Source organism: Streptomyces sp. NRRL F-5727, from assembly GCF_000719555.1.
Classification (GTDB): domain Bacteria; phylum Actinomycetota; class Actinomycetes; order Streptomycetales; family Streptomycetaceae; genus Streptomyces.
In genome coordinates this window covers 111,726-127,627 of the sequence record NZ_JOGX01000007.1, presented here as the reverse complement: position 1 = coordinate 127,627, position 15,902 = coordinate 111,726, and the positions used below count along the sequence as shown (strand labels likewise).

Genomic DNA, 15,902 nt, shown 5'->3' with positions numbered 1-15,902 from the left:
TTCTCCGGGGAGCGATGAGTCCCGGCCGCCCGGCCCGTCTCCACTCCCGTAGGCACCGCACACGGCGGAACCGCACGACGGAGAAGAGAGAGCACACCATGGCCCCGCAGATGATCTTCGTGAACCTGCCCGTGAAGGACCTCGACGTCAGCAAGACCTTCTACGAGAAGCTCGGGTACACGATCAACCCGCAGTTCAGCGACGAGACCGCGGCCTGTGTGGTGATCAGCGACACCATCTTCGTCATGCTGCTCACCGAGGAGAAGTTCGGCACGTTCACCGCGCCCGGCAAGGCGATCGCCGACGCCTCCGCCACCACCCAGGTGCTGCTCACGCTGAGCGCCGAGAGCCGCGAGAAGACGGACGAGCTGGCCGACCGGGCCCTGGAGGTGGGCGGCAGCCCGGCGAAGGAGCCGATGGACATGGGCTTCATGTACGGCCGCTCCTTCGCCGACCCGGACGGCCACCACTGGGAGGTCTTCTGGATGGACCCGGCCGCCCCGCAGGGCTGACCCCCCGGGCAGGGGCTCAGGCGGAGACGCCGCCGTCGACCACCAGGTCCGTGCCGACGGCGGAGCCCGCCGCGTCCGACGCGAGGTAGAGGACGGCCGCCGCCACCTCGGCGGCCGAGGAGATCCGGCCGAGCGGCGACTGCTCCTTCATCCGGACCTCCCGCTCGGCCTCCGTCTCGCCGGGCAGCAGCGACATCGTGGACTCGGCGGCGCCCGGGCTGACCGCGTTGATCCGCACCCCGTCGGCGATGTGGTCGCGGGCCGCGGCGCGGGTGAGCGCCGAGACGGCCGCCTTGGAGACCTGGTAGCCGAAGACGCCGGGGATCCGGACGTGCGGGCCCAGGTTGGACGAGACGTTGACGATCGCGCCGCCGCCGTGCGCCCGCATGTGGGCGACCTCGGCCTGGAGGGCGTTCAGCACGCCGGTGACGTTGGTGTCGAGCAGGGCCTGCCAGTCGTCGAGGGGGAAGTCGGCGGCGCTGTGGCCGCCCCGGAAGATCCCCGCGTTGTTCACGGCGACGTCGAGCCCGCCGTACGTCTCGACCGTGCGGCGGACCAGCTCGCGGGTGGAGCCCGGGCGGGTGACGTCGGCGGTGACGGCGGTCGCGGTACCGCCTTCGGCCTCGATCAGGGCCACGGTGGCGTCGAGGGCCGCGGCGGTGCGGCCGGCGGCCACCACCCTGGCGCCCTCGGCGGCGAAGGCGCGGGCGATCTCCCGGCCCAGGCCGGAGCCGGCGCCGGTGACGAGGACGGAGCGGCCGGTGAAGCGGGCGGAGACGGACATGGGAACTCCCCTGTAATCGGTGGTCACTTGGCGAGACGGGCGGTGAGGGCGGCGAGGGCGGCGAAGAGCGCCGCCGCCGCGGCGAGCGGCGCGGCGGAGGCGCCGAGGGTGAGCAGGGCGGCGAAGACCACGGTCGGTCCGAGCTCCATCGCCGTGTTCAGGACGCCGCCGGCGAGTCCGGCCCGGTCGGCCGGGACCCGCTCGGTGGCGAGGACGGCGGCGCCCGCGAAGGAGAGCGCCCCGCCGGCGGGCAGCAGGAGCAGGCCGGGCAGCAGCCCGTGGGCGTACGGGACGGTCGGGTCGCCCGAGCCGGCCGCGAGCAGCGCGAGTCCGGCGCCCGCCGCGCCGAGTCCGGCGGCGGTGACCCGGCCGGGCCCGTACCGGCCGATCAGCGGGCCCGCGAGCCGGCCGGCGCCGAGCAGCGCGGCGGCGAAGGGCACGAAGGCGGCCGAGGTGAGCGCCGCCGAGTAGCCGCGCTCCCGCTGGAGGTCGAGCGAGAGCAGGACGAAGACGGTGGCCGTGCCGGCGGCGGTGAGGGCGACCGCGGCGAGCCCGAGGAGGCGCCGCCGGTCCCGCAGGAAGCCGGGCGGGAGCAGCGGGTCGGCGGCCCGGCGCTCGGCGCGGGCGAAGCCGGCGAGCAGGGCGAGCCCCCCGAGCAGCGGTACGAGGACGGGCGCGGAGCCCCACGGGTGGGCGTCGGTCAGCACCAGGCCGGTGCTGGCGAGCACGATCCCGGCGGTGGCGAGCAGGGCGCCCGGCAGGTCGAGGGCGCGGTCCGCGCCGGGCGGGGTGGCGGGCAGCAGCCGGCGCGCGAGCAGCAGCGCGGCGACGGCGACGGCGACCGGCACGGCGAAGGAGGCGCGCCAGGAGGCGGCGGCCGTGATGGCGCCGGAGAGCAGGTTCCCGGCGGTGGCGCCGAGGACGGAGAGGCCGCCCCAGGTGCCCATCGCCCGTCCGTACGCGGCGGGTTCGGGGTAGAGGGCGCGCAGCGCGCCCATCGCGGCCGGGGCGACGAGCGCGGCGCCGGCGCCCTGCGCGAAGCGGGCGCCGAGCAGCCCGGCGTAACCGGTGGCGAGCGGGGCGAGCGCGGAGGCGGCGGCGAAGAGGAGCAGTCCGGCGGTGAGCGCGCGCCGGGCGCCGTACCGGTCCGCGAGCCGTCCGCCGAGCAGCAGGAGCCCCGCGAAGGTCAGTCCGTACGCGGCGCTGAGGAGGATCAACCGCCCCTGGTCCAGGTCGAATTCGGCGGCGATCCGGGGGAGCGGCACGGCGAGCGCGGCGAGCGTGAAGATGAGCGTCGCCTGGACGGTCCCGAGCAGCGCGAACCCCCGGCGGGCACCCCCGTGGCCCGCCGTGGGCGCGCTCGGTGCCGCTGTTCCCCGGTACGTCGTCATGCCGTCCCCCACATCGTCTGTACTTGACCGTACATTCCAGAAAGAGCCCCGAGAAAAGGCGCCCCCGCAAGGGCGCCCGTCCGGCGGCCGCTCAGTCGAGCAGCCGCAGGGCCTCCTCCGCCGCGTCCCGCACCCTGGCCGGGTCCGTCGACGCCTTGCCGACCACCCGGATCCCCTGGAGCAGCACCAGGAGCATCCGGGAGAGGGTGCGCGGATCGCGCCCCTCCGGCAGTTCCCCCTGGGCGCGGGCCCGGGTGAGCGCCGCGTACAGCAGGGTCTCGATCTGCTCCCAGCTCAGCTCGACCCGGCGGGCCACCACCGGATCGCGCGGGGCCAGCTCCGCCGCCGAGTTGGTGACGAAGCAGCCCGACAGGCGCAGTCCCTCCGCCGTCGCCTCGGCGGCGAAGCGGCGGACCAGTGCCCGGACGGCCGGCAGGGCCGGGCCCGGCGCGGACAGCTCCTCGACGAGCCCCGGGTCCCGGGTCTCCAGGTAGCGGTCCATCGCCTTCAGGTACAGCTCGTGCTTGTTGCCGAAGGTCGCGTAGATGCTGGCCCGGCCGATGCCGAGGTGCGCCACGAGGTCCGCCATCGACGTCGCCTCGTAGCCGCGCGCCCAGAACAGGTCGAGCGCTGCCTGGAGCGCGGCCTCGGGGTCGAATTCCTTGGTCCTGGCCACGCCGGAGACGCTATCCCTTTCTGGAACGATCGGTCAAGCTAGACCGTGCGTACGGGATAGACCGCCACCGTCACCGCGTCGTCGTCCAGGCACCGGCCCGTCTCCAGGTCGAAGCGCTGCTTCAGGAGCGGCGAGGCCACGTAGGGCCGCCCGTCCGCCGTCCCGATCAGCCCCCGGGACAGCACCTGCGCCCCGGTGAACGGATCGCGGTTGTCGATCGCGTACGCCCGCCCCGCCCGGTCCCGGAAGACCGCCGCCTGCCGGCCGTCCGGCAGCAGCGCCGCCAGGCCGCGGCCCGGGGTCAGCCGGGCCTCCTCGCAGACCGCCATCCAGGAGTTCTCGGCGGGGGAGAGTTCGAGGGTCTTCATCGGGACATGGCTCCTTCCAGGGTGCCGATCGTCAGGATCGTGAGGTCCGGCTTGATCTGGTCCCGCTCCGGCACGAACCGCACCGTCGGGTCGGGCGTCTCCGGCGCGTTCACGAAGGAGACGAAGCGCCGCAGCCGCTCCGGGTCGTCCAGGGTCTGCGCCCACTCGTCCTGGTAGTCGGAGACGTGCGCCGCCATCAGCGCCTCCAGCTCGTCGCAGAGGCCCAGCGAGTCCTTCACGATCACGTCCCGCAGGTGGTCGAGGCCGCCCTCCAGGCGCTCCAGCCACACCGACGTCCGCTCCAGGCGGTCCGCCGTCCGGATGTAGAACATCAGGAACCGGTCGATCAGCCGGATCAGTTCGGCGTCCGACAGGTCCTGCGCGAGCAGGTCCGCGTGGCGCGGGGTCGCGCCGCCGTTGCCGCCGACGTACAGGTTCCAGCCGTTGGCCGTGGCGATCACGCCGAAGTCCTTCGACTGGGCCTCGGCGCACTCGCGGGCGCAGCCGGAGACCGCCGACTTCAGCTTGTGCGGGGCGCGCAGGCCGCGGTAGCGCAGCTCCAGCTGGATCGCCATCTTCACCGAGTCCTGCACGCCGTAGCGGCACCAGGTCTGCCCCACACAGGACTTCACCGTGCGCAGCGCCTTGCCGTAGGCGTGCCCGGACTCGAATCCGGCGTCCACCAGGCGGGTCCAGATCGCCGGGAGCTGGTCGACGCGGGCACCGAAGAGGTCGATCCGCTGACCGCCGGTGATCTTCGTGTAGAGGCCGTAGTCGCGGGCCACCTCGCCGATCACGATCAGCTTCTCCGGGGTGATCTCGCCGCCGGGGATGCGGGGGACCACCGAATAGGAGCCGTTGCGCTGGAGGTTGGCCAGGTGGTGGTCGTTGGTGTCCTGGAGCGCGGCCTGCTCGCCGTCGAGGATGTAGCCGTTGTTGAGGGAGGCCAGGATGGAGCCGACGGTCGGCTTGCACACCTCGCAGCCCTCGCCGCCCTTCGCGCCGTCCCGCCCGTGCGAGTCGAGGAGCGCGGCGAAGGAGGTCACGCGCAGGGTGCGGGCGATCTCGTAGAGCTCGCTGCGGGTGTAGGAGAAGCAGCCGCAGAGCCCCTTGTCGGCCGCCTTCGGCAGCAGCTTCTCGATCACCTTCACACAACTGCCGCAGCCGGTGCCGGCCTTGGTGCACTTCTTGACCTCGGGCAGCGAGGCGCACTGGGTGATGGCGTGCTTGGTCACGTTGTGGCAGGAGCAGATGACGGCGTCGTCCGGCAGCGCCGAGGGGCCGAGCGCCACGGGCGCGCCCGCCCCCGCCGGAAGCACCAGCTGCTCGGGGGAGACCGGGGGCCTGGTGCCGGTCAGCGGGCGCAGCAGCCCGTACGACTCGGCGTCGCCGACCAGCACGCCGCCGAGGAGCCGGCCCTCGGCGTCCACCACCAGCTTCTTGTAGACGCCGGCGCGGGAGTCCGCGTAGACGACGTCGAGGCAGCCCTCGGCGGTGCCGTGCGCGTCGCCGAAGGAGGCCACGTCGACCCCGAGCAGCTTCAGCTTGGTGGAGAGGTCGGCGCCGGTGAACCCGGTGTCGTCGCCGGCCTCGTCGGCGAGGACCGCGGCGACCGTCTGCGCCATCTCGTAGCCCGGCGCGACCAGGCCGTAGACCCGCCCGTCGGAGGCGAGCGCGCACTCGCCGATGGCGAAGACCGCCGGGTCGGAGGTGCGGCAGTGCTCGTCGACGGCGATGCCGCCGCGCTCGCCCACGTCCAGCCCGCAGTCGCGGGCCAGCTGGTCCCGGGGGCGGACGCCGGCCGAGAAGACCACCAGGTCGGTGGCGAGTTCGGTGCCGTCCGACAGCCTCATGCCGGTCACGGAGCCGTCGGCGGTCACGACCTCCTGGGTGCCCGTGCCGGTGTGCACGGTCAGCCCCATCTGCTCGATGGTCCGCAGCAGCGCGGCGCCGCCGCCCTCGTCGACCTGCACCGGCATCAGCCGCGGCGCGAACTCCACGATGTGGGTGTCGAGCCCGAGGCCCTTGAGCGCGCCGGCCGCCTCCAGGCCGAGCAGACCGCCGCCGACCACCGCGCCGGTCGTCGCCGTCTTGGCGTACTCCTCGATCGCGAGCAGGTCCTCGATGGTGCGGTAGACGAAGCAGCCGGTGGCGTCCTTGCCGGGGACCGGCGGCACGAAGGGGTACGAGCCGGTGGCGAGCACCAGGTGGTCGTAGGCGACGACCCGGCCCGACCGGGCGGTCACCGTCCGCGCCGCGCGGTCCACGGCCACGACGGGCTCGTCCGTGTACAGCTCGATGCCGTGCCGCTCCATGAAGCCGTCCTCGACCATCGACAGGTCGTCGGGCGTCTTCCCGGAGAAGTACGAGGTCAGCTGGACCCGGTCGTACGCCGGGCGGGGCTCCTCGCAGAGGACCACGATCCGGGCCCGCTCGGTGACGCCCCGGTCGGCGAGCGCCTCCAGGAACCGCTGGCCGACCATTCCGTGGCCGACCAGGACGATGGTGGGGGTGGTCATGAGGAGCCTCCGTCGTGGGTGAGCAGGTGCAGCAGGGGGGCCTCCGGGAGGGCTTCGTCGCCCTCCCAGGCCCGGGCGAGCGCGCCGACCGCGGCCAGGTCGCCGAGGAGGACGCCCCCGACGAGCCGGTTGTCGCGGACGACGACCTTGCGGTACGCGCCCCGGGTCGCGTCGGTCAGCTGGACGACGTCGTCGCCCGGCAGGGGCGTGGCCTCGCCGAAGGCGGCGAGGTCCAGCGGCCGGGCCCCGCCGAGGGTGAGCCGGGTGAGCGCCCGGGTGCCGGTGTAGCGGGGGCCGGCGGTGCCGGACAGCACGTCGGCGAGGACGTCGGCCTGCTCCAGCGCCGGGCCGGCCAGGCCGTAGACCCGGCCGTCGTGCTCGGCGCAGTCGCCGATCGCGTGGATGTACGGGTCGGAGGTCCGCAGCTCGTCGTCGACGACGATGCCGGTCCGCACGTCGAGCCCGGCCTCGCGGGCCAGCGCGACCCGGGGGCGTACCCCGCAGGCCAGGACCACGACCTGGGCGTCCAGGACGAAGCCGTCGGCCAGCTCGACCGCCGTCACCGCCCCGTCCCGCTGCCGCAGCCCGCTGACCCGGCACTCGGTGTGGGTCTCGACGCCGAGCCCGTCCAGGTGCTCCCGCAGCAGCACGGAGGCGTGCGGGTCCAGATGCCGTTCCATCAGGCCCTCGCCCTGCTGGGTGAGGACCACCTCGGCACCCAGCGCGGCCAGCGCCCGCGCCGCGGACACGCCGAGGAGCCCGCCTCCGACGACCACCGCCCGGATTCCCGGGCGGACGACCTCGCGCAGGGCGAGGCAGTCGTCGAGGGTGCGGAAGGAGTGCACGCCCTCGGGGAGCTCCGCCCCGCGCAGTCCGCGCAGCGGCGGCAGCACCGGGTTGGAGCCGGTGGCGAGGACCAGCCGGTCGTAGCCGACCAGCGAGCCGTCGGCGCACTCGACCGTGCGTGCCGCCCGGTCGATCCCCACCACCCGCACCCCGCGGCGCACCGGCTCGCGGGGTGCGGGCAGGGCGACGACCTCGGGGGCGTACCGTCCGGCGAGGACGTCGGCGAGCAGCACCCGGTTGTACGGGGCGTGCGGCTCCTCGCCGAGGAGGGTGACCGGCAGGCGCTGGGCGAGGCGGAGGCCCGCCGTTCCGCCTCCGACCACCACGATCCGTGTACTCATACCCGGAAGGGTGCGGCGCCGGTGTTTCCCGGTGGCATCCCGCCTGTTTCCCGTACGGAACGCTGATCTCCGCCGGGTCCCGGGCGGACTGTGAGGGCGGCGGCCCGCCGCAAGCTCAGAGCTTCCTCAACGATCACGGGATCGATGGACGGGCCAACGATCTCGTCCCTAGGGTCACTGCCATGCCTGACATCACCCTGACCACGCTGGTCCTGCTGTGTCTCGCCGCGCTCGTCGCGGGCTGGATCGACGCCGTGGTCGGGGGCGGCGGGCTGCTGCTCCTGCCGGCGCTGCTGATCGCCTTCCCGACCGCCCCGAACGGCTACGTCCTCGGCACCAACAAGGCGGTCGCGATCGTCGGGACCACCGGCGCGGCGATCACCTACGCCCGCAAGACGAGGGTGCCGGTGTGGACGGCGGTGCGGGTCGGGCTCGCGGCCCTCGTGGGCTCCTCGTTCGGCGCCCTCTTCGTGACCATGATCAGCCGGGAGGTGCTCCGGCCGCTGATCATCGTGGTCCTGGTGGCGGTGGCGGCCTTCGTCATCCTGAAGCCGTCCTTCGGGGTGCGGCCCGAGGGGGAGGACCGGGCGCCGCTCACCCGGGCCCGGATCGTCACGGCGATCGTCCTGGTCGGCGGCGGGATCGGCTTCTACGACGGGCTGTTCGGGCCCGGCACCGGCACCTTCCTGGTGCTCGCCCTGACCGCCGTGCTCCACCTCGACCTGGTGACGGCCTCCGCCACCGCCAAGATCGTCAACGTCTGCACCAACGCGGGCGCCCTCGTCACCTTCGCGCTGAGCGGCACGGTCTACTGGCAGCTGGCCGCCCTGATGGCGGCCTTCAACCTGGCCGGCGGGACGATCGGCGCCCGGATGGCGCTGAGCAAGGGCTCGGAGTTCGTCCGCGGGGTGCTGCTGGTGGTGGTCCTCTCCATGGTCGCGAAGCTCGCCTACGACCAGTGGGGCTGACCGGCCTGCTCAGCGCACTCCGATGAGGTGCCCGAAGGCGACCACGTTCCCCTGGTAACCGCCGCTCTTCGCGGAGAAGCCGCCGCCGCAGGTGATCACCCGGAGCTCGGCGCGGTCGGTCGCCCCGTATACCTTCTCGTCGGGGAAGGCGTCGTTGTCGTAGACCTCGACGGCGTCGACGGTGAAGACCGCGGTCTTCCCGTCCTCCCGGTCGATCTCGATCCGGTGGCCCTTCTTCAGGGCGCCCAGGGTGTAGAAGACGGCCGGGCCGCCGGCGTTGTCGACGTGGCCGGCGACGATCGCGGTGCCCTTGGCACCGGGCGTGACGCCGTCCGCGTACCAGCCGGCCAGATTGCGGTCCTCGGCCGGCGGCACCTCCAGGGAGCCGTTCGGGGCCAGCCCGAGCCGGGTCATCGGGGCGTCCACGTCCGTCTCCGGGATGCGCAGCCGCACCGGCGGGGAGGACGGCAGCGGGTCGGCGGCGGCGTCGGTGTGCACGCTCGGCCCGGCGGCGAACGCCTGGGCGGCGGACGGGACGGGCGGGGTGACGTCCTGCGAGCCGTTCTGGACGAGCCAGAGGCCGACGCAGGCGGCCACCGCCAGGCCCCAGCCCTTGCTCCTGTTGCTCACGTCGGTTCCTCGGGGTCGCTGCGGCGGGGGACGGCGAGGGTCCCGCCCCCGGCCGGCCGTGTGCGGGAGCCGGGCGGGGGCGGGACGGGCGGTGTGATCAGTGGCCCTGGGCGCCGCTCGCCCGGCGCCGCATGAGCCACACACCGCCGACGGCAGCCGCGGCCAGCACCGCCGCGCCCGCCGTGACCTGGGCGGTGTCGGGGCCGATGCTGCCGCCGACACCGGTCTTGACGTGACCGCTGGGCTCGCGGTGCTTCACGGTCAGCTCGCCGCGGGCGGTCCGGCCGTTGTCGCAGGCGACGGCGATCCAGTGGGTGCCCGGCCTGGCGTGCTGGGGCAGCGTGAACTGCCCGACCACGACCTCCTTGTGGGTGCTCGGGCTGAGCTGGAACTCCCCGGCGCCGACCGAGTTCGCGTCCCCGACCCCGTGCCCGTTCTTGCCGCAGGCCAGGGTGTTCACGGTGACGGTGGTGCCGGGCGAGGCGGTGGAGGGGTAGATCTCCAGCGTGTGGGGGCCGTCGTTCTCGTTCCCGTTCGCGTACGCCGTCGGCGCGGCGAACGCGCCGAGCGCGACGACCGTCAGCGCGGTTCCGGTGAGCAGGCGGGCAGTGGGGCGCATGGTGGGGTTCCTCCGGGGCGCGCGGTCGTTCGGTCTTCCGTACGACCGAGGTAACGGCCCCGGCGCGCCCCCCGCCTGCTGATGGCGCGTCAGGATTGCTCCGTCCGATACGGCGCGTCGACTGGAATCGCGGCGTTTCCGCAGGTCAGAGCCGGTTATGGGGCGTCAGCTGACGTGTCGTGCCGAACGGGTGAGCGGCCGTCCCGGAGGGTGGGGCGCCCCGTGTCAGTCCTCGTCCTTCCCGTCGCCCTTGCCGGGCTTCAGCCGGGCGAGGCCCTCCAGCCACTGGCGGGCGTCGGCGCCGAAGTCGCGGCTCCCGACCTCGTGGTGCGCGGCCACGAAGCGCAGGGCCTTCGGCTTGTTGTCCCAGTACTGGCCGCTGTTCCCTTGGAACCGGCGCAGGAAGATCTCGCAGCCGACCGCGTTGGTGTGGAAGGTCAGCTCCACCCGGGGCGGGCGGCCCTCCCCGCCCCGCCGGTCGACGAGCCGGAAGCCCTGCCAGGCGTAGAGGTGGTACTCGACGTGGCTGAGTGAGGACTCGTAGACCCGCGAGCTGTCGAAGGCGTACCCCTCGGCCGCGAAGGCGTCGAGGACCGCCTCGTGGAGCGGCAGCGTCTCCACCCGGACCGGGTCCAGGTCGGTGGCCGCCTTGACGCCGGCCGCCTCGACCTCGGTCCGCACGCCGATCGAGACGCCGAGCCGCTCGCCCCGCGTCTCGTTCGGCGGCGTCTCCCACTTCAGCCGCTCGGAGAACGGGATCCGCCGCTCCTCGCCCTTCTTCATCTCGAACCAGCCGCTGGCGCTGGGGTAGCCGAGGGTCTTGCCGTCGTCCTCGCCGTCGCCGTCGCCCTTGTGCGTCAGGGACGCGTTGACCACGAGCCGCATGCGTATCGACTCGATCTTCAGGTCGCGTTCGGGCGCGCGGACCACGACCTCGCCGTGCAGCGTCCCACCCGGCCGGAACGGCTCGTCGGGGACGATCGTGTCGATCTCCAGCGGGATCCCGCCATTGCCGAAAAGTCTCTTGAACACCATGGCCGCAGGCTAATCGGCGGAACCCGCCCCGTCACCGGAAACGATCTTCTCGCCCGGCACGTCCGCGTAGGCGCCCAGGACCCGCTCCATCAGCGTCTCGTCCACCGGGTACGCCACCCCGTCGACCGCCGTCACGGGCGCGATCGTCCGCGCGTTGGCGGTGAACGCGGCCCGGAACCCCGCCAACTCGCCCAGGGCGACCGGGCGGTGGACCGACGGCAGCAGAGGATCGAGCAGCGCCATGGTGATCCCGGTGAGCTGGGGCGCCGTCGGCCACACCACCGAAGTGCCGTCCCAGAAGCCGATGTTGGCGACCGCGGCCTCGGCGACCTCGCCCGCCGGGGAGGTCAGCAGCGCCTCGTCGAAGCCGGCCCGGCGGGCCGCGTCCCCGTGGTACCGCTGCCCGAAGCCGCCCAGGTGCTTGAGGTGCGCTGCCGGGCGCAGGTGGTCGACGGCCGTCAGCCGCTGCGGGGCGCCGGGGCCGTCGGGCGCGGCCTCCCGGACGGTGACCGCCACCAGGAACCCGGACCCGGCCTCGTACACGTACACCCGCGCCGAGCAGTCCCGCCGGCCCGACGCCCCGACGGCCCGCGCCAGGAGCTCCCGGACCCGCCCGCCGGGCAGCGGCTCGCCGAACAGCTCCCGGGTCGCCCGGTCGAGGCGGTCGAGGTGCAGCCCGAGGCCCTTCACCCGGCCGTCCCGCACCTGCATCGCGGTGAAGTGGCCGTAGCCGCTCATCACGGCGGCGAGCGGCCCGGGATCGGCGGCCGGGACCCCGTCGATCTCGATGTGCACGGGCGCGGGGGAGGGGGAGGTCGTCATGGCCTCACGGTAGCCCCCGGGATCCGCCCGGAAGATCCCCCCGGAACACGCTTGACCTCAACCAAACTTGAGGTACCACTCTTCTCGGCATGGACATCACGAACTCCGCCGCCCAGGCCGCCGCCCCCCTGACCCTCGCCCTCGTCGTCGCCAGCGACCGCGCGGGCCGCTTCGCCCCCGTGGTCGCCGACTGGTTCCGCGCCCGGGTCGCCGAGCGCTCCGACTTCGCCCTCACCGTCGTCGACCTCGCCGAGATCACCCTCCCCACCTCCCTCTCCTACGATCCCGACCCCGGCGTCCGCGCCGAACTCGCCCGGGTCACCCCGGTCCTGGAGGCCGCCGACGCGTACGTCGTCCTCACCCCCGAGTACAACCACTCCTTCCCCGCCTCCCTGAAGAACCTCATCGACCGCCACTACACCGAGTGGCGCGCCAAGCCGGTCGGCTTCGTCTCCTACGGCGGCATCTCCGGCGGCATCCGCGCCGTCGAGCAACTCCGCCAGGTCTACGCCGAGATGCACGCCGTGACCGTCCGCGACGGCGTCGTCCTGCCCAACGCCCACGGCCTGTTCGACGAGGACGGCGCCTTCAAGGACCCGACCGGCCCCGAGAACGGCGCGAAGCTCATGCTCGACCAGCTCGCCTGGTGGGGCCGCGCCCTCAAGGAAGCCAAGTCCGTCCGTCCGTACGCGGCCTGAGCCGCGGCCCCGCGCCGCGCCCACGGACCGGGATCGGCCTACGCCCGGCTGCACGCGGACCGGTCGGCCCGTACGGTGGAGGGGTGATCGTCACCGTCCGCACCACCACCGACGCCCGCGCCAAGGCCGACGCCCTGGCGCGCGGCGCCGTCGAGGCCCGGCTCGCCGCCTGCGCGCAGGTCTCGGGGCCCGTCACCTCCGTCTACCACTGGCGGGGCGCGATCGAGACCACCGAGGAGTGGGAGGTGGTCCTCAAGACCACCGAGGCCCGCTACCAGGCCCTGGAGGCCCACCTCACCGCCGCCCACGACTACGAGACGCCGGAGATCCTCGCCACCCGGGTGACCCGGGTGGCCGAGCGGTACGCCCGCTGGGTCGAGGACGAGACGGCGGGCGCCGTCGAGCCGGAGTCCGCCGCCCGGGACGAGCGGCCGTTCTTCGTGTACGGGACGCTGCGCCCGGGCGGCTACAACCACGACCGGTTCCTCGCGGGCCGGATCGGCACCGAGGCGGCGGCCGTGCTGACCGGCGCGGTCCTGCACGACGGGCCCGGCTACCCGTACGTCGTCCCGCAGGCCGGCGGCCGGGTGATCGGCTCGCTGCTCACGCCCTCGGCCGGCGACTACGGCGAGCTGTTCGGCCTGCTCGACCGCCTGGAGCTGCCCGTCGGCTACGAGCGGGTGGCCATGGACGTGGTCCGGACGGAGGACGGGGCGCAGGTCTCCGCCTGGGTGTTCGTGGCGGCACCGGACGCGCCCCTCGGCCCGGTCATCGAGAGCGGCGACTGGTTCGACCGGCCCTAGACCGGCCGTGGACGGCGGCCCGGCCGGTCACTCGGCGACCGGCTCCAGACGGACCGCGCACACCTTGAACTCGGGCATCCGGGAGACCGGGTCGAGGGCCGGGTTCACCAGTGTGTTCGCCCGCCCCTCCCCGTACCAGTGGAAGGGCATGAAGACGGTGTCCGGGCGGATCGCGCCGGTGATCCGGGCCGGCGCCACCGCCCGTCCGCGCCGCGACACGACGGCGACCGGCTCGCCCTCCGCGACCCCGAGCCGGTCCGCGAGCCGCGGGTGCAGCTCCACGAACGGGCCGGGCGCGGCGGCGTTCAGCTCCGGGACCCGCCGGGTCTGCGCGCCGGACTGGTACTGGGAGACGACCCGGCCGGTGGTGAGCACCACCGGGTACTCGGCGTCGGTCTCCTCGGCGGCCGGCCGGTGCGTCACCGGCACGAACCGGGCCCGCCCGTCGGCGGTCGCGAAGCGGTCGAGGAAGAGCCGGGGCGTGCCCCCGTGGCTCTCCCCGGGGCAGGGCCAGAAGACGCCCTGCTCCTCCTCGATCCGCCGGTAGCTGATGCCGGAGTAGTCGGCGGGCCCGCCGGCGGAGGCGCGGCGCAGCTCCTCGAAGACCTCCTCCGGATCGGTGGGGAAGCCCTTCTCCCAGCCGAGCAGCCCGGCGAGCGCGTGCAGCACCTCCAGGTCGCTGCGGACCCCCTCGGGCGGGGTGAGGGCGCGGCGGCGCAGCAGCACCCGCCCCTCCAGGTTGGTCATGGTGCCGGTCTCCTCGGCCCACTGGGTCACCGGCAGGACGACGTCGGCGAGTTCGGCGGTCTCGGAGAGCACCACGTCGGCGACGGCGAGGAAGTCGAGCGAGCGCAGCCGGTCCTCGACGTGGGCGGCGTGCGGGGCGGAGACGACCGGGTTGGAGCCCATCAGCAGCAGCGACCTCACCTCGCCGCCGAGCGCGTCGAGGAGTTCGTACGCGCTCCGCCCCGGCCCCGGCAGGGTCTCGGGGGCGACGCCCCACACGCCGGCGACGTGGGCGCGGGCGGCGGGGTCGTCGAGCTTGCGGTAGCCGGGCAGCTGGTCGGCCTTCTGGCCGTGCTCGCGGCCGCCCTGGCCGTTGCCCTGGCCGGTGAGGCAGCCGTAGCCGGAGAGCGGCCGGCCGGCCCGCCCGGTGGCGAGGCAGAGGTTGATCCAGGCGCCGACGGTGTCGGTGCCCTTGGACTGCTGCTCGGGGCCGCGGGCGGTGAGCACCATGGAGTTCTCGGCGTCGCAGAAGAGGGCGACCGCCGCGCGCAGGTCGGGCACCGGGACGCCGGTGATCCGCTCGACGTGCTCCGGCCAGTGGGCCATCGCCCCGGCCCGGGCCTCCGGCCAGCCGGTGGTGCGCTCCGCGACGAACTCCTCGTCGACCCGGCCCTCGGCGACCACCAGGTGCAGCAGGCCGAGGGCGAGCGCGAGGTCGGTGCCGGGGCGGGGGGCGAGGTGCAGGTCGGCCTGTTCGGCGGTGCGGGTGCGGCGCGGGTCGACGACGATCAGCCTGCCGCCGTTCTCCCGCAGCTCGGTGAGGTAGCGCAGCGCCGGCGGCATGGTCTCGGCCAGGTTGGAGCCGACGAGGATCACACAGCCCGTCTTCGGGATGTCCTCCAGCGGGAAGGGCAGGCCCCGGTCGAGCCCGAAGGCCCGCTGGTGGGCGGCGGCCGCCGAGGACATGCAGAAGCGCCCGTTGTAGTCGATCTGCGAGGTGGCGAGGACGAGCCGGGCGAACTTGCCGAGCGTGTACGCCTTCTCGTTGGTGAGTCCGCCGCCGCCGAAGACCCCCACGGCGTCGGGACCGTGGTCGGCGCGGGTCCGGCGCAGCCCCTCGGCGACGGCGGAGAGCGCCTCCTCCCAGGAGGCCGGTTCGAGCGCCCCGGAGTCAGGGCGGCGGACCAGGGGCTCGGTGAGCCTGACCCGGGAGGAGAGTACGGAGGGGGCGGTGCGGCCCTTGCCGCACAGGGCGCCCCGGTTGACCGGGAAGTCGGTCCGCTCGACCACCTCGGCGGGCAGCTCCGCCGTGCCGGTCGGGCGGAGCCGCATGCCGCACTGCAGGGCGCAGTAGGGGCAGTGGGTGGGGACCGCGGTGGCGTCGGACATGCCGTCAAGAGTGCGTCGGGCGTGTTACGGGCGGCGGCGTCCCGTATTACGGGCGCGGTGCTCTCCGCTCAGGTCACGGGGTGGCGCGGGGTGAGGCGAGGGCCTCCGTCACCCCGGTCTCGCGGGGGCCGAGGAAGCGCGGGTCGGGGCGGACGGCGGCGTCGAGGGCGGCCTTGCCGGCGGCGAAGAGCTCCCGGGTGGTGCCGTAGTACCAGGTGGCGTCGTGGGGCTCGGCGACCCCGACGCCGTACGAGGCCACCCCGGCCCGCTCGCACAGGGCGACGGCCCGCTTGACGTGGAAGTCCTGGGTGACGAGGACGGCCCGGTCGACGCCGAAGACCTTGCGGGCCCGGACGCAGCTGTCCCAGGTGTCGAAGCCGGCGTAATCGCTGACGACCTTCTCGTCCGGGACGCCCCGGGCCGCCAGGTAGGCGCGCATGGCGCCGGGCTCGTCGTACGAGGTCCGGCTGTTGTCGCCGGTGACGAGGAGGACCTTCACCTTGCCGGTGCGGTAGAGCTCGGCGGCGGTGTCGAGCCGGTGGGCGAGGTACGGGGTCGGGCGCCCCTTCCACAGGCCGGCGCCGAAGACCACGGCGACGTCCCGGGCGGGCACGTCGGCGGTCGTCCGCAGCTTTCCGGCGGCGGCCGTGTGCATCCAGGTCGCGGGGACCAGGGCGAGGACGGCGGCCGCCATCACGGCCTGGACGGCGCGGCGGCGGGCCCGGACGGTGCGGGGGAACCGGACCTGCATCGGCTGTGCCTCCGGGGGTCGGGG

16 protein-coding genes and 1 pseudogene are annotated in these 15,902 nt (G+C 74.3%); 5 read left to right on the top strand and 12 right to left on the bottom strand.

Annotated features, from left to right (window positions below; genetic code table 11):
- Positions 1–98 precede the first annotated feature (98 nt).
- Positions 99–512, top strand: coding sequence for a VOC family protein (locus IF73_RS0108005; protein ID WP_031004979.1), 414 nt, complete (start codon positions 99–101; stop codon positions 510–512).
- Positions 513–528: 16 nt separating this feature from the next.
- Here the strand turns inward: IF73_RS0108005 and IF73_RS0108000 are convergent, their stop codons facing one another.
- From IF73_RS0108000 to IF73_RS0107975, 6 genes are all read right to left on the bottom strand, one after another.
- Complete coding sequence (locus IF73_RS0108000) at positions 529–1,296, bottom strand: SDR family NAD(P)-dependent oxidoreductase (protein ID WP_031004977.1); 768 nt, start codon at positions 1,294–1,296, stop codon at positions 529–531.
- Positions 1,297–1,319: 23 nt separating this feature from the next.
- Complete coding sequence (locus IF73_RS0107995; RefSeq protein WP_031004975.1) at positions 1,320–2,687, bottom strand: MFS transporter; 1,368 nt, start codon at positions 2,685–2,687, stop codon at positions 1,320–1,322.
- Between the two features lie 91 nt (positions 2,688–2,778).
- On the bottom strand, positions 2,779–3,363 hold the full coding sequence (locus tag IF73_RS0107990; RefSeq protein WP_031004972.1) for a TetR/AcrR family transcriptional regulator: 585 nt from the start codon (positions 3,361–3,363) through the stop codon (positions 2,779–2,781).
- A 38-nt stretch (positions 3,364–3,401) separates the two neighbouring features.
- On the bottom strand, positions 3,402–3,731 hold the full coding sequence (gene nirD / locus IF73_RS0107985) for a nitrite reductase small subunit NirD (RefSeq protein WP_031004970.1): 330 nt from the start codon (positions 3,729–3,731) through the stop codon (positions 3,402–3,404).
- Complete coding sequence (gene nirB, locus IF73_RS0107980; protein ID WP_031004968.1) at positions 3,728–6,250, bottom strand: nitrite reductase large subunit NirB; 2,523 nt, start codon at positions 6,248–6,250, stop codon at positions 3,728–3,730. The genes nirD and nirB overlap by 4 nt, the downstream gene beginning before the upstream one ends.
- Positions 6,247–7,437 (bottom strand): NAD(P)/FAD-dependent oxidoreductase, encoded by a 1,191-nt coding sequence (locus tag IF73_RS0107975; protein ID WP_031004966.1) that lies wholly within the window; start codon positions 7,435–7,437, stop codon positions 6,247–6,249. The genes nirB and IF73_RS0107975 overlap by 4 nt, the downstream gene beginning before the upstream one ends.
- Before the next feature lie 182 nt (positions 7,438–7,619).
- Between IF73_RS0107975 and IF73_RS0107970 the strand changes: the two genes are divergently transcribed.
- Positions 7,620–8,405 (top strand): sulfite exporter TauE/SafE family protein, encoded by a 786-nt coding sequence (locus tag IF73_RS0107970; protein ID WP_031004964.1) that lies wholly within the window; start codon positions 7,620–7,622, stop codon positions 8,403–8,405.
- Positions 8,406–8,414: 9 nt separating this feature from the next.
- Here the strand turns inward: IF73_RS0107970 and IF73_RS0107965 are convergent, their stop codons facing one another.
- The 4 genes from IF73_RS0107965 to IF73_RS0107950 all read right to left on the bottom strand — a co-directional run bounded on the left by IF73_RS0107965 (position 8,415) and on the right by IF73_RS0107950 (position 11,511).
- Positions 8,415–9,035 carry a class F sortase gene (locus IF73_RS0107965; RefSeq protein WP_031004963.1) on the bottom strand — a complete coding sequence of 207 codons (621 nt, stop codon included), beginning with the start codon at positions 9,033–9,035 and terminating at the stop codon, positions 8,415–8,417.
- 97 nt (positions 9,036–9,132) lie between these two features.
- Entirely contained in the window at positions 9,133–9,654 is a 522-nt protein-coding gene (locus IF73_RS0107960; protein ID WP_031004955.1) for a hypothetical protein, read from the bottom strand.
- A gap of 225 nt (positions 9,655–9,879) precedes the next feature.
- On the bottom strand, positions 9,880–10,689 hold the full coding sequence (locus IF73_RS38580; protein WP_051716615.1) for a sporulation protein: 810 nt from the start codon (positions 10,687–10,689) through the stop codon (positions 9,880–9,882).
- Positions 10,690–10,698: 9 nt separating this feature from the next.
- Positions 10,699–11,511 carry an aminotransferase class IV gene (locus tag IF73_RS0107950; protein WP_031004951.1) on the bottom strand — a complete coding sequence of 271 codons (813 nt, stop codon included), beginning with the start codon at positions 11,509–11,511 and terminating at the stop codon, positions 10,699–10,701.
- An 89-nt stretch (positions 11,512–11,600) separates the two neighbouring features.
- Here IF73_RS0107950 and IF73_RS0107945 point away from each other — a divergent pair, with 89 nt between their 5' ends.
- From IF73_RS0107945 to IF73_RS41910, 3 genes and pseudogenes are all read left to right on the top strand, one after another.
- The gene (locus tag IF73_RS0107945; RefSeq protein ID WP_031004949.1) at positions 11,601–12,209 is read left to right on the top strand and encodes an NADPH-dependent FMN reductase; all 609 of its coding nucleotides are present in this window, start codon (positions 11,601–11,603) and stop codon (positions 12,207–12,209) included.
- A gap of 83 nt (positions 12,210–12,292) precedes the next feature.
- Positions 12,293–12,601, top strand: a pseudogene (gene cutA / locus IF73_RS41915) (divalent-cation tolerance protein CutA); the annotation flags it as partial.
- A gap of 48 nt (positions 12,602–12,649) precedes the next feature.
- A complete protein-coding gene (locus IF73_RS41910) occupies positions 12,650–13,012 on the top strand; it encodes a gamma-glutamylcyclotransferase family protein (RefSeq protein WP_234338188.1) in 363 nt (120 codons plus the stop codon).
- A 27-nt stretch (positions 13,013–13,039) separates the two neighbouring features.
- On the opposite strand, the gene IF73_RS0107935 is transcribed toward IF73_RS41910, so the two are convergent.
- Both IF73_RS0107935 and IF73_RS0107930 read right to left on the bottom strand, forming a co-directional pair.
- Entirely contained in the window at positions 13,040–15,127 is a 2,088-nt protein-coding gene (locus IF73_RS0107935; protein WP_031004945.1) for a molybdopterin oxidoreductase family protein, read from the bottom strand.
- A 73-nt stretch (positions 15,128–15,200) separates the two neighbouring features.
- Positions 15,201–15,878 (bottom strand): SanA/YdcF family protein, encoded by a 678-nt coding sequence (locus tag IF73_RS0107930; RefSeq protein WP_031004943.1) that lies wholly within the window; start codon positions 15,876–15,878, stop codon positions 15,201–15,203.
- Positions 15,879–15,902 lie beyond the last annotated feature (24 nt).